Source organism: Citricoccus muralis, assembly GCF_029637705.1.
Taxonomy (GTDB): Bacteria; Actinomycetota; Actinomycetes; order Actinomycetales; family Micrococcaceae; genus CmP2.
Genome location: NZ_CP121252.1, coordinates 382,572 through 395,904 on the forward strand (window position 1 = coordinate 382,572; position 13,333 = coordinate 395,904).

Genomic DNA, 13,333 nt, shown 5'->3' on the forward strand with positions numbered 1-13,333 from the left:
TCCACACCGATTCATCCCGAACACAGGAGAAGCATGATGAACACTCACCCCGAGAAGAAGACCATCTGGCGGACCCGCCGCGGCCTCGCGCTGGCCGTCACCCTCACTGCTGGACTGGCCCTGACAGCATGCGGCCCCTCCACCTCCAGCTCTGACGACGCGGCCGCCTCCGACGCCGAAGCCGCCGCCGAGTACGAGGACGTCGAACCCGCCGACTCCATCACCTTCTGGTCCAACCACCCGGGTGGCTCCATCGACATCGAGAAGGAACTGATCTCCGCCTTCGAGGAAGAGACTGGCATCACCGTCGAGCACGTCACCGCCGGCGCGAACTACGAGGAGGTCTCCGAGCGTTTCCAGACCGCCCAGGCCTCCGGTGAGGTCGGCGACGTCGTCGTGCTCTCCGACGCCACCTGGTTCACCAACTATCTCAACGACTCGCTGGCGCCGGTGGACCCGCTGTTCGAGGCGATTGACGCCGATACCTCCACCTACCAGGAGGCCCTCTACGGCGACTACCTCTACGAAGAGGCTCACTACGGCGCTCCCTACGCCCGCTCCACCCCGATCTTCTACTACAACAAGGATCATTACGAGGAGGCCGGACTCGACGACGCCGCCCCCGAGACCTGGGAAGACATGATCTCGGCCTCAGAGCAATTGGCCGACGCCGACACCGGCGCGACGGCTTTCACCTTCCCACCGCAGGCCGAGTACCCGGCCTGGACCATGTCGAACCTGGTGTGGAGCCACGGTGGGGGCTGGTCCGAGGAGTGGGACTTCTCCTCTGTTTCCTCGGATGAGACCGTGGAAGCGCTGCAGATCGCCCAGGACATGGTGAACGACGACCTCGCCATGGTGTCCTCCGGCGACCCCGCCACCGACTTCTCGGCAGGCGCGGCCAGCCAGGTCGTGGCCTCCACCGGGTCACTCTCCGGCATCCTCGATACTGCTGATTTCGAGGTCGGCGTCGGCTTCCTGCCCCTGGGCCCCTCCGGTGACAACGCCGTGGTGCCTACCGGTGGCGCCGGGCTGAGCGTCGCCGCCAAGTCCTCCCCGGAGAAGCAGCTGGCCGCCGCCATGTTCATCGACTTCGTGACCAATACCGAGAACACCGCCACCTTCTCCGAGGGCACCGGGTACCTGCCGGTCCGCACCGACGTCGACATGTCCGAGGTGTACGCTGAGACCCCGCAGTTCGAAGCGGCCGTGAACCAGCTGGAGAACGCCCGCCCGCAGGACTACGCCCGGGTGTTCCTGCCCGGCGGTGACCTGAACCTGTCGCAGACCCTGCAGCGCATCTTGACCTCCGACGTCGAGGTGGCCGACGAAATGTCGACCCTGGAATCCACCTTGCAGGACCTCTACGACAACGATCTGGAGCCGCAGCTCAGCGAGTGACCCTGACCGGTCCTCACCTAAGAAGCACTCTTCACTTCTCAACACTTCCAAACACCAGCACCAGGAAGCACGGAACACCATGGATGTCACGTTAAACGCAGTGGGTCTGCAGTACCCGGGCGCGGATCGTCTCGCCGTGAGCGACGTCAATCTGCACATCGCCGACGGCGATTTCCTGGTGCTGGTGGGCCCCTCCGGCTGCGGGAAGTCAACCACGCTGCGCATGCTCGCCGGATTGGAGCTGCCCACCGAGGGCACCATCCATTTCGGCGACGACGACGTGACCACCACCCCCGCCTCCGATCGTGACATCGCCATGGTGTTTCAGAACTATGCGCTCTACCCGCACATGTCCGTGGAGGGGAACATGGAGTTCGCGCTGAAGAACTCCGGTGTCGAGAAGCAGGAGCGCCGTCGCCGCATTGATGAGGCGGCGCGCCTGCTCGACATCACCCCCTACCTGGACCGCAAACCCCGCGCCCTCTCGGGTGGCCAGCGCCAGCGCGTGGCCATGGGCCGAGCCATCGTGCGCGACCCGGAAGTGTTCTTGATGGACGAGCCGCTGTCCAACCTGGACGCTAAGCTACGCGTGCAGACCCGCACCCAGATTTCCGAATTGCAGCGCCGGCTCGGCGTCACCACCGTCTACGTCACCCACGACCAGACCGAGGCGATGACCATGGGCGACCGGGTGGTGGTGATGAACGCCGGGCACATCGAGCAGGTCGGCACCCCGAAGGAGCTCTACGACCGGCCCGCCACCCTGTTCGTGGCCGGATTCATCGGCTCACCCACCATGAACCTGCTGCCCGGCACCGTCGTCGCCTCGCCCGAAGGAGGGATCGCGGTGCGCGTGGGCAGAAACCTGCTGCCGGTGCCGAACGGCGTCACCTTCGACCACGACGACGTCGTGGTCGGCATCCGCCCCGAAGACCTGGAGTTGCGCGGCACCGGGACCGACAGCGACACCGACGACCACGTGACCATCAACGTTTCCCTCGTGGAATCCGTGGGATCCGATGTGTACGTCTACGGCAGCCCCGACGGTGATGAATCCACCCGGATTGTCGCCCGCATCGGCAAAGAACACCAGCCCGAAGCCGGGGAACGGCTTACGCTGGCCGCCGCTGCCGACCGCGTCTTGTTCTTCGATGCGACAACAGAACGCCTCGTCAGCGCCGGAGCCTGAGTAGAATTACTCTCAACGGTCACTTAATGGTTGAAGGACCGTTCCTGGCGGAGGGGGGTGACGATCGTGTGGGTCGGCCGCGAACCAGAACGACGCAGACTGCGTGAACTCCTGAATACCGCCACGTTGCCCCCGGGCGCGGTGCGCTTTGTTCAGCTCGACGGCGCCCTGGGCATCGGCAAAAGTTCTCTGCTCGCCCACGTGCTCCCCGAGATCATCGCCCGCACCTTCGTGGTGCGCGGCAACCGACTCTTCGCCGACTCTCCGCTGGCTGCAGTGCGCGCCCTGTTAGAGGAACTGCTCGGCCAGCCGCTGGAAGAATTGCTAGCACGGGCCACCCCGGCCGCGCTCGCCCGCCACGGCGCCGAGGCCCTGGGCGAGCAACCCACCGTGATCGCCGTCGACGACGCCCCCTGGCTCGACGAGGCCTCCCAAGAACTGCTGGACGAGCTACTGCTGGCCCCCATTGCCAGCCCGCTGATCCTGCTGCTGGTGCACCGTATCGAGGCCGAACCCCACCGGCTCATCTCCGCCGCCCGCCGACGCGGCGCCTTCCACGACCACATGACCCTGACCGGAATCCCGGACCGGCAGATCGACCAGTTGGTCTCCGACCTGCGCCCCCAGCAACGCCGTGCCGTGGTCGACGTCGCCCAGGGCAACCCGCTCTTCGCCCGCACCGCTCTGGCCGGATTCCGTCGCCACCCCTCCGCCCGCCGGGTGGACGAGGTGCTCCGCCTGGAAGAAGGCAGCCACGCCGCAGTGCTCAGCGCGGCTATCGTTGACGACGTCGCCTCTCTCACCACCTCCGGGCGCGCCGTGATCGAGGCGATGGCCGTGCTGGGCCGGGACGATGAAGCGCACACCGTAGGCGAACTGGCCGGGGTGGACGAGCCCACCTACCGCACCGCTGTGCAGGAGCTCACCGGAGTGGGACTGCTCAGCACCGGCGTCCGTGAGGCGTTGCACCCGGTGGTGCGCTTCAGCGTGTACCAGGGCATCGAACCCGCCCGCCGCGTCACCGCCCACCGCCGCGCCGCCGAACTGGCCCAAGACGAACTGCTCACCCGCGCTGAACACCTAGCCCACGCCGCGGCGTATCTGGGCGAGCAGGAAACCTCCGTACTCATCGACGCCGCCCGGCTCGCTGTGGTGTCCGAACCGCACACGGTGTTGCGTTGGCTCAGTCACGTCCCGGCCGAATACCGCAGCCTCGCCTCTGAAACCCTGTTGGCTCGGGCCGAAATGCTCAGCGGCGAGCACGAGCGCGCGACCATCCGTCTGCAAGCACTGCTGGCCGTGCACGAAACCGCCGAGGCCCGCATTCTGCTGGCCAACGTGTTGCGCATCCGCGGGGAACTCCACGAGGCCCGCAGCGTGCTGGCGCGAGCGGTGAATGACGACGATGCCGTCACCCCGGCCCTGTTGCGTGAGCTGATCGACGTCATCGGGCTCATGGACGGCAGCCCTCCCTCCGACCTCGTGGCCCGGCTCGAAGCCACCCCGGGGGAGGAGAACCGGATCACCGGCATCGTCTACCGGGTCATGGACCAGCTCGCCGCCGGCGACGTCCGCCAGGCGCGCGCCGATTTCGCCGAAGCGCTGACCTGGCTGATGGCTGCCGACACAGACCAGCTGCGACCGCTGTTGCGCGCCCTGGTCTGCGCGGTGTGGAACGCGTTCATGCTCGAGGAATACGCGGTAGGGGAGGAACTGGCCACGCGCGGGCTGAGCGTGGCACGACGCTTCGGTCAGGCCGATGTGCTGGCGAACCTCGGCGTCGGAAAGGCCTTCTCCCAGGTGCAGCTCGCCCGGATTCCCGACGTCGACGCCACCGCGCTGCAAGCCATTCAAGACGCCGAGCACTTCGCCTCCGACGAGATCGAGGCCATGGCCCGCGCCGCACTGCTGACGTCCGCCCAAGCGCAGGCGACCATCCGGCCGGAGCTGCTGCGGCAGCGCTACGACGAGCTGCGGCGCTCGGCCATTCCGCGCTTTGGCTGGTGGCGCCGCGCCGTACTCACCGCACTCACCCGGGTGTCCGCGCTGCTGGGTGAACCGGATCTGCGCAGCGAACTGCTGGGAGAGCCGCGCGACGCGATGGCCCCGCTGCGCTATGCCGACGCCGCCCTGGCCGCCGCCGTGCAGGGCAATGTGGAGTTGGCCGTCCAATTACTGGACGAGGGTGAAGCATTGGCTGAACAGCATGGCTCCCGGGGCCAGATCGGGATGATCCAGATCGCCCGCGCCGAAATGCTCACCCGGCAGAAACAGTTCGTGCGCGCCCGCGAACTCCTGCACCAGGCGCGCGCCGTCTTCGAAGAACGCGGCATGGCCCTGCAACTCGGCCGGGTGCACGGCAGTTTGGCTCGACTCGACGCCGCCGAATCACAAGAACATGACCCGCTGAACGTGCTCACCCGGCGCGAACGCGAGATCGTCGAAGAGATCGGTGCGGGGTTCACCAGCCGCGAGATCGCCGACCACTTCACCCTCAGCCCGCGTACCGTGGAGAACCACACCGCCAACATCATGCGGAAGCTGCAGGTCTCCTCCCGGATGGGCATCGTGGCCCTACTGCGTCGACGCTGATTCAATTTTTAGGTAGGAATACCTATTCCGTCCGTCCCGTGAGACGGGAGAGAATTTCAGTGTGACCCCAACTAGTTCTGTCGGCGACTGAGCGCCACCCCTTGCAGAACTCAACAGCGTCTCGGTCGGCCTTCCCTTCGGTCGTACCGGGGCGCTGTTCCCCTCTCTGCACTCGATAGCGCATCAGAGACGAAAGATGGGCAACTCTAGCTGAAAGTTTGGCGGCAGAGCACACGCGCTCGTCATGACCGTGATGAGCTGGAGGCGAGTATCGCTATGAGGACAACACCGGCGAGGACGACTGCGCGCCGACGGTCGGAGGTGCTGGTCGGGCTCGGGGCGCGCACTCTGTCCTTGTCGGCAGGCGAACCCTCGGGGATGACCCTGCGTGACGCGGAGCGCGCACCGCGGTGGCTCACAGAATTCGCCGACCTCTACGGTGGTCCCGGGCACGCGGCAACGCTTGCTCGTTCTTACTCACCGTGAACCTGGGAGAACTCCTTGCCACCTCATCGTCACCGCACCGATCGCAACCACACTCGGATCAGACCACTCGTAGCGGTCGCTGCACTGGCTACCTTGTCTCTGAGCGGCTGTGGGCTGGCGAACGTCATCGGCTCCGAGGACACCATCAGCATCGTGGTGACCGAAAACGCGCCGTTCCAGGAGCCGACGAAAATCGCCGAAAAGCTCTTGGCGGAAGAGGGATGGGAGCTCGACGCCACCTACGTCACCGACATCATTCAGCCCAATCACGCGGTGAGCAACGGCGAATACGACGTCAATTTCTTCCAGAACATCAGTTACCTGCACCAGTTCAATGAGGACAACAACCTCGACATCGAACCGATCCTGTTCATGTTCGAGCAGCCCTCCGGGGTGTATTCGAGCCGCTACGACTCTCTCGATGAGCTTCCCGAGGGCGCGCAGATCGCGCTGCCGGTGGATACCGCAAATAATGGTCGCGGCATTCGACTACTGGCCCGGGGTGGGCTCATCGAAATCGACGAGTCCGTTCCGGTGGCGAAGCTCAGCGTCGAAGACATCACCAGCAACCCGCGGAATCTGGAGTTTGTGGAAGTTGACCAGCAATCGGTGGGCAGCATCTATCCCGACGTGGATGCGGTGTTCGGGTTCGCACGCTTGCTTGCTGAGATCGATGTGATGCCCGACGAGGTGCTGATCATGGAGTCACAGGAGGAGGCGTTGCCTTTCGCCCTCACCTTGGCCGCCCAGCCCGACTTCGTCGAAAACGAACCGGAGAAGTTCGAGGCGCTGCAGCGGGCATATCACTCGGACGAGGTACGTGACTGGTACGAGGACTACCTCGACGGACTGCTGACTCCTGCGTTTGATCGTGACCTCGATGCTGCCTGGGCGCAGGTAAACACTCAGAAATAGACGCTCCAACCCTGGCTTCTGGCCGGGCGTGGTGATAAATGTCGAAGTGTCACTCACCGCTCGAATGAAGGACATGTCATGACTCAGCCTCCACAGCCTCCCTACGAACCGGGCAACAACGGCGGTTCCGGCGAAGGCTCAGAACACAACCCGTACTCCCAGCAGTCGAAGGCATCCGGTTTCGGCAGCCAGGGCTTCACCCCGACCTCCGCCGAAGCCAAGGGCTTCTTCGGGGCGCTCTTCGACTTCAGCTTCCAGAGCTACGTCACGGTGAAGTTCGCCAAGCTGATCTACATCCTGTTGCTGTTGTTCATCGCCCTGTGGTTGGTCTTCGGCTGGCTCATCGCCTCCATCAGCATAATGAGCCAGGAGCCGGTGATCGGTATTGGCTTGCTGCTGCTTGGCTGGATTCCCGGCGCGGTGATGCTGGTGCTGGCTCGCGTGGGCCTCGAGTTCTACATCGCGATGATCCGTACCGCACAGAACACCGCGGGCACCCGCCAGGAGATTGAGGCGCTACGTCGGGAACTGACGCGACGCTGATTCAGGGCTGACCGAGAATATCTCCGCTCAGAACCGCCAGGAGACCATCGGCGCCGGCTTCGATGGTTTCGAGGGTGGCGTAGAACCCAGAATCAGGCCCGTACCAGGGGTCCGGGACGTCGGTGGCCGAAATGGGCACCGTACTCCCGGGCGCCAGGGCACCGCCGGGGCGCAGGCACCCGGAAGGCGCGACGCTCAGCCCGGTGCCGTCGAACTCTCGCCACAAGTGGATCCGCTCCAGCGGGATGTCCCACCCCTGGGCGAGCTTACCCAGGGCGCGGGCATGCGCGGCCGTCATCGCCAGAATCAGCCCCGAGCGTTCCATCTCGTCGCGGGTAACCTGGTGTGCGCTGTGATTAACCGGCACCGAGTAACCCTGCTCACCGAGCACCTGAGCGGCCGGCGGATAGATCGGGTTGCCGTGCTCCTCATCGGAGACCCCGGCACTCCACACCCGATCCACGGGAAGGTTGGCCAGCATGTCGTCGTCGTCTCGGGCGTCCGCGTGGAGCAGACGCTGATCTAGCACTACTTCGGCCATCGGCGAGCGGCAAATATTGCCGGTGCACACGATGAGAATGCGGGACTGCTCGTGCAGTTGGTCACGGAGTCGGTCGCTGGCGCCCATGGATCAGGCCTCCGGTGCTGACTGCTTCATGAACCAGGCGGCCGAGTCGGGGGCCAGCTGCTGGTTAACCAGGGCGTCGTCGTCGGAGAACACCGCCGCGGTGTACTCCTCCGGGATCGCGGTGGGGGACGCGCCCATGTTGGCCAGCACCAGTACGGTCTGGGTGGGGATCGGCTCCCCGGAGCCCAGGTGCTTGCCGCCGCCGGTGGTCACGGTGAAGGAAACGATGCCCTGGGCCGGATCATGGAAGCGGGACCACTCGAAGGCCCCGGTGCCCAGATCCAGCTCGCCGCGGATGGTGAGCAGCTCGCGGTAGAGCTCGAAGGTGGAGCCGGCCACATCGACCTGCTGGTCCGCGGCCAGCGCCCGGTACTCCTCCGGCTGGGGTAGCCATGGGTCGGCGGGGGTGGCGCTCGCCTCGGCGGCGCCGACGGCGAATCCGTAGCCGGGGGCCTCGGCGCGCCACGGCATCGGCACCCGGCAACCGTCGCGGCCAGTCTCGGGAGCCTCGGTGTTGCGGGTGCGGTGGAAGGTGGGGTCCTCGCGGTGTTCATCGGCCAGGGTGGTGTGGTCGGGCAGACCCAGCTCATCGCCCTGGTACAGGTAGGCGGAGCCGGGCAGGCCCAGCTCCACCATGGCGGCGGCGCGGGCACGACGACGGCCCAGCACGTGGTCGGGCTGCTCGTCCTCGGCGGCGATGCCTTCGGGATAGGAGGTTGGATCGGCGAGCCCGAAGCGCGAGACGTGACGCACCGTGTCGTGGTTGGAGAGCACCCAGGTGTTCGTGGCGCCAACCACAGCCGCCTCGTCGAGCGATTCCTGGATGGCGTCGGTGACTCGCTGCGCGTCGAAGCCCGACACCAGGAACGCGAAGTTGAACGCCTGGTGCATCTCGCCCGGGCGCACGTAGCGGAACAGGCGGAACACCGGTGCCACCCACGCCTCGGCCACCAGGCAGGGCTCGTGGTCATATTCGGCCAGCACCCGGTTCCACTCCCGGTAGATCTCGTGCACGCCATCTTGATCGAAGTAGGGGGTGGGCGGCACGAAGTTCTCGCGGTCGATGAACTCGGGCAGGTCACCGGCGTCCTTGACCATGTTGGCGAAGCCGGCGTAGGGGGGCAGGCCCTCGGCCTTGATCATGCCGTGAGCCACGTCGACGCGGAAACCATCGACGCCGCGGTCCAGCCAGAAGCGCAGAATGGACTCAAACTCGGCGTGGACTTCTGGGTTTTCCCAGTTCAGATCAGGCTGCGAGGTGTCGAAGAGGTGCAGGTACCACTCGCCGGGTGTGCCGTCGGGGTTTTCGGTGCGAGTCCAGGCGGGGCCGCCGAAAATGGAGGACCAGTCGTTCGGGGGCAGTTCGCCGTTGTCGCCCGTGCCGGGGCGGAAAACGTAGCGGTTGCGGGCGGGCGATCCTGGCTCGGCGGCCAGAGCCTCCACGAACCATTCATGGTCCCAGGAGGTGTGGTTGGGCACCAGGTCCACAATGATGCGCAGCCCCGCATCATGGGCGGTGCTGATCAGCTCATCGGCGTCGGCGAGGGTGCCGAAGCGCGGATCAACGTTGCGGTAGTCGGCCACGTCGTAGCCGGCGTCGTGCTGCGGGGACACGTAGAACGGGGAGAGCCACAGGGCGTCGACGCCGAGGCGCTGCAGGTAGGGCACCTGGGCGATCACACCGGGCAGATCCCCCATGCCGTCGCCGTTGCCATCGGCGAAGGAGCGCGGGTAGACCTGGTAGATCACCGCGTCCACCCACCACGGGTTCGAGGGACGGTTGCGGGCCTCCGAGGGAGGGGTGCTCAGCGGCGCCGGCTGCCCCGTATGCGCGGCGGATGAAGGGACGGACGACGGCGCATGATGCGGTGCAGGAGTCATGGGGTCCAGCCTAATAGTTCCACCCCGTCGGCGTCAGATCGGGCTCACGTCAGCTGGCGCGGCCGCGCTGGCGCACCGTGATCCACCGGCGCACCAGGCGCTGGTTGGCAATCATCGCGGTGGGAGCATCACCTTGTTCGAGGGCTTCGAGAGCGGTGGCGACGTCAAACACCGAGTCATCGGGCCAGACGAATCGGGCGAGACCGCCGTAGTCGAGCTCCAGATAGGCATCCGGGTGGAAACTTTCCAGCCAGGTCACCAACCCAGTGAGGTCCTCCAGTACCTCCCAGTCGGGTGCGTGCAGGGACACCGTGGCAGCGGCACGTCTGGCACGCTCTTGGGCCAGGGTGAGCCGGGTGATGCGCCGGGCGGTGAACGCCCCGGTGTGCGGGTGGGTGCCGGTCACCACCTGGTCGGGAAACTCGGTGCTCAGCTGGGTTTCGGTGCGGGAACGCGCGTCGTCGCCAAAGAGCGTGAACCAGGCCAACGGAATACCCCAGACGGCAGCGCGAGTGTGCACCGGGCGCTCATGGTGGTCCTGGGGCAGCCGCACCGGGCCGTCCCCGGTAATCAGCCGCGCCACGTTCTTCTCGCGGGTGCGTTCCGGCACCATCATCCAGTACAGATGGTCGTTCTGTAAGTCCCGCTCCAGCCGGGTGGCGGCCATTTCCGAGCGCAGTGCCAGTTCTTCGGGGCAGAAGAATTCGGAGTGCCCGGCCACCGCGCCGTCGTGCGGACCGCCCACCTGGGTGGGGCTGTTATTCGGGCGGTCTTTGGCCGGCACCCTGAACCGCAGCACCCGCACCAGCTCGGGTAGCTCTGGCCGCGGGAATGGGTTGAGCTCGCGGGCGTAGTTGCGGGCCTCGGCGCGCTGGGCCGACGCCGCTTCCACGGCGTCGCGATCGCGCGGGGTCGCCCGGGCGATGTGCGTGGCCACCCGGTCGTCGAACCGGCTCAGGGGCTCGTAGACCCGCAGCTCTGCCTGGAACTCCATGCGCGCCGTTCTGCCCCTAGTCCAGCTCCACCACAACGGGAGCGTGGTCGGAGGCGCCCTTGCCCTTGCGCTCCTCGCGGTCGATCCAGGCGTCGGTCACCGAGGAGGCCAGCGCGGGGGAGGCGAGCACGAAGTCGATACGCATGCCTTCCTTCTTCGGGAAGCGCAGCTTCTGGTAGTCCCAGTAGGTGTACACGCCAGGGCCTGGATGCCGCGGGCGCACCACGTCAACGAACCCAGACGCTTCGAACGCGTGAAAAGCCTCCCGCTCCGGCGGTGAGACGTGGGTGAGCCCTTCGTCGAGGAAGTACTGCATGTCCCAGACGTCCTCGTCCTGCGGGGCGATATTCCAGTCTCCGGTCAGTGCCAGCCGTGCCGCGGGGTCCGCATCCACTTCGGCGACGGCGTGGGCGCGTAGCCGCTCCAACCACTCCAGCTTGTAGGGCATGTGCTCATCATCCAGCGCCCGGCCGTTGGGCACGTACAGTGACCAGATCCGCAGCGGCTTCTCGCCTGAGCTGGAGTTCTTCGTGCCGACGACGGCGGAGATGGCGCGCGCCTCCTGCACCGGGTCCACGCCGTTTTTGCCGAACGCCGGCTGTTCCGGGAAGGTGCGCTGCACGTCGTCGAGACCCACCCGGGATGCGATGGCCACCCCGTTCCACTGGGAGAAACCGAAGTGCGCCACATCGTAACCGGCGCGCTCGAACAGCTCCCAGGGGAAGTTGTCGTCCTTGCACTTGGTCTCCTGGATGGCCAGCACGTCAGCGTCGCTGCGCTCGATCCAGTCTTCAACACGGTCTGCGCGGGCGCGCAGGGAGTTCACGTTCCAGGTGGCGATCTTCATGGTTCCCACCCTATCGAAACTGCACCGCGCGGAAACTGCTCAGCGCCACCAGGTGTCGAGGATCGTGGTCGGGGTGGTGCGCTTGTGCCGGGTGCGCAGATAGATCGTCTCCAGCCTCTCGGCCGATGCCGCGTCGATGTCCCGACCCTCGAGGTAGTCGTCGATGTCGTCATAGCGCAGCCCTAACTCATCCTCATCGGCGCGGCCCGGGTTCTCGGTGAGCAGATCCGCAGTCGGAACCTTCGCCCACAGCGACTCTTCAGCGCCCAGATGCCGGGCCACCCCCCGTACCTGGCGCTTGTTCAGCCCGAACAGCGGCAGCACGTCCGCTCCGCCGTCGCCGAATTTGGTGAAGAAGCCGGTGACCGATTCGGCGGCGTGATCGGTGCCGACCACCAGGGCTCCGCGCTCGCCGGCCACCGCGTACTGGGCGATCATCCGCATCCGCGCCTTGACGTTGCCGCGGTGGTAGTCGCTCAGCGGGGCGCCGAGCGCAGCATCAACGTCCTCAGCCAGGGCGTCTACGGCGGGGCCGATCTGCAGAGCGGCTTCCTCATCTGCGCGGATGAAGCGCAGCGAGCGTTGGGCGTCGTCCTCATCGTGCTGAGTGCGGTAGGGCAACCGCAGCGCAGTGAACGCAACTGAGGAATCTGGATCGTTGGCGCGAATTTGCTCGACGGCGAGCTGGCAGAGCCGGCCCGCCGTGGTGGAGTCGACGCCGCCGGAGATTCCCAGCACCAGCCCCTGGGCCCCGGTGGAGACCAGGTATTCGGCGAGGAACTGCACCCGGCGCTCCACCTCGGCGGCGGGGTCGATCTCGGGGGCCACGCCCATCTCCTGGATGATCTGCTTCTGAAATTTGCGCATATCGTCAGCCTAGATCAGAGATGTTTCGCGCGGATGTCATGAATTGAGCTGGCAGGTCTCTTCTAGCTGGACCCCGGCCTCGCCGAGAGCATCCATGTCGATGCCTTCCAGCGCGCCCCAGAGAATTTCTTCGCTGGCTTGGTCGTCATCGGCGTCCTCGAACGCCGTGTAGATGGTTTCGTAGGACTCGATCAACGAGTCCAGCGAGGCAACCAGCTCCTCGTCGCCGGCGTCGTCGCGAATCTCCTTCATCCCGTCGGTCATCTCGCGCAGGGAGTTGGCCATGTCCTCATTGTTTTCCTGGTCTTCGGGAACCAGGTCTTCCATCTCGTCGACGTAGACGTCGAGGCGCTCGCAGGTCTCTTCGGTGGTGTCTGAGGATCCGCAGCCGGTGAGTGCCAGCAGGGCCACACTGGCCGCGCCGACGATGGAGACGCGGGAGATACGGGCCGGGGCAGAGGTCATGATGGTCACTGCACGATCCTTTTCGTTTCGGTGTGATGGGTGAGTTAGGTGAGTTGGACTGGTCTGGAAATGAACGGACTTAGAGGGTGAACTCGCATTTTTCGACGAGAACATCGGCAGCTTCAGAAATGTCGGGCTCATCCGCAGCATCGCGCAGCTGCTGGAAGCCGTCGGCCTGGCTCAGTTCACCGGAGGCCATAGCGAGCAACACGTCGAACAGTGGCTCCACCGTTTCCATGGCTCCGGCCAATTCGTCATCGCCGGCATCGGCGCGAATACGCTGCCAGTCGTCGACGACGGCTTGCACATGCTGGGTGGTCTGTTCGGTGTCGGGGTCGTCGAAGGAGATCTCCTCCTGCTCCGCGGCCAGGGTATCGAGCCGCTGGCAGCTGGCTTCGAGATTTTCACCATTCGAGCAGGAGACCAGAAGAGCTGCGCCGATGGCGATACCGGCAAGACTGGCGCACGCGCGAGTCAGCTTCATGGATGAGATCCTCCGGAGGGTGACAAAACACCTTACACAGT

The 13,333-nt window shown here is 65.8% G+C and carries 12 protein-coding genes; 5 read left to right on the top strand and 7 right to left on the bottom strand.

All coding sequences use genetic code 11. From position 1 onward, the window contains the following. The first annotated feature begins 33 nt into the window (after positions 1–33). The 5 genes from P8192_RS01730 to P8192_RS01750 all read left to right on the top strand — a co-directional run bounded on the left by P8192_RS01730 (position 34) and on the right by P8192_RS01750 (position 7,126). Positions 34–1,401 (top strand): ABC transporter substrate-binding protein, encoded by a 1,368-nt coding sequence (locus P8192_RS01730; RefSeq protein ID WP_278157987.1) that lies wholly within the window; start codon positions 34–36, stop codon positions 1,399–1,401. Between the two features lie 79 nt (positions 1,402–1,480). Then, positions 1,481–2,590, top strand: coding sequence for an ABC transporter ATP-binding protein (locus P8192_RS01735; protein WP_278157989.1), 1,110 nt, complete (start codon positions 1,481–1,483; stop codon positions 2,588–2,590). Between the two features lie 57 nt (positions 2,591–2,647). Then, positions 2,648–5,182 (top strand): LuxR C-terminal-related transcriptional regulator, encoded by a 2,535-nt coding sequence (locus P8192_RS01740; RefSeq protein ID WP_278157991.1) that lies wholly within the window; start codon positions 2,648–2,650, stop codon positions 5,180–5,182. Positions 5,183–5,761: 579 nt separating this feature from the next. Beyond that, on the top strand, positions 5,762–6,583 hold the full coding sequence (locus P8192_RS01745; RefSeq protein ID WP_278157993.1) for a MetQ/NlpA family ABC transporter substrate-binding protein: 822 nt from the start codon (positions 5,762–5,764) through the stop codon (positions 6,581–6,583). Between the two features lie 78 nt (positions 6,584–6,661). Then, complete coding sequence (locus P8192_RS01750) at positions 6,662–7,126, top strand: DUF4282 domain-containing protein (RefSeq protein WP_278157995.1); 465 nt, start codon at positions 6,662–6,664, stop codon at positions 7,124–7,126. A 1-nt stretch (position 7,127) separates the two neighbouring features. Here the strand turns inward: P8192_RS01750 and P8192_RS01755 are convergent, their stop codons facing one another. From P8192_RS01755 to P8192_RS01785, 7 genes are all read right to left on the bottom strand, one after another. Further along, entirely contained in the window at positions 7,128–7,754 is a 627-nt protein-coding gene (locus P8192_RS01755; RefSeq protein ID WP_270106472.1) for a low molecular weight protein-tyrosine-phosphatase, read from the bottom strand. 3 nt (positions 7,755–7,757) lie between these two features. After that, positions 7,758–9,635 carry a glycoside hydrolase family 13 protein gene (locus P8192_RS01760; RefSeq protein WP_278157999.1) on the bottom strand — a complete coding sequence of 626 codons (1,878 nt, stop codon included), beginning with the start codon at positions 9,633–9,635 and terminating at the stop codon, positions 7,758–7,760. Between the two features lie 49 nt (positions 9,636–9,684). Then, a complete protein-coding gene (locus tag P8192_RS01765) occupies positions 9,685–10,629 on the bottom strand; it encodes a hypothetical protein (RefSeq protein ID WP_278158001.1) in 945 nt (314 codons plus the stop codon). Between the two features lie 16 nt (positions 10,630–10,645). Then, complete coding sequence (locus P8192_RS01770) at positions 10,646–11,476, bottom strand: exodeoxyribonuclease III (protein WP_278158003.1); 831 nt, start codon at positions 11,474–11,476, stop codon at positions 10,646–10,648. Positions 11,477–11,515: 39 nt separating this feature from the next. Next, entirely contained in the window at positions 11,516–12,343 is an 828-nt protein-coding gene (gene nadE, locus P8192_RS01775) for an ammonia-dependent NAD(+) synthetase (RefSeq protein ID WP_278158004.1), read from the bottom strand. 36 nt (positions 12,344–12,379) lie between these two features. After that, entirely contained in the window at positions 12,380–12,817 is a 438-nt protein-coding gene (locus P8192_RS01780; RefSeq protein ID WP_278158005.1) for a hypothetical protein, read from the bottom strand. 70 nt (positions 12,818–12,887) lie between these two features. Next, complete coding sequence (locus P8192_RS01785) at positions 12,888–13,292, bottom strand: hypothetical protein (protein WP_278158006.1); 405 nt, start codon at positions 13,290–13,292, stop codon at positions 12,888–12,890. Between the last annotated feature and the right edge of the window lie 41 nt (positions 13,293–13,333).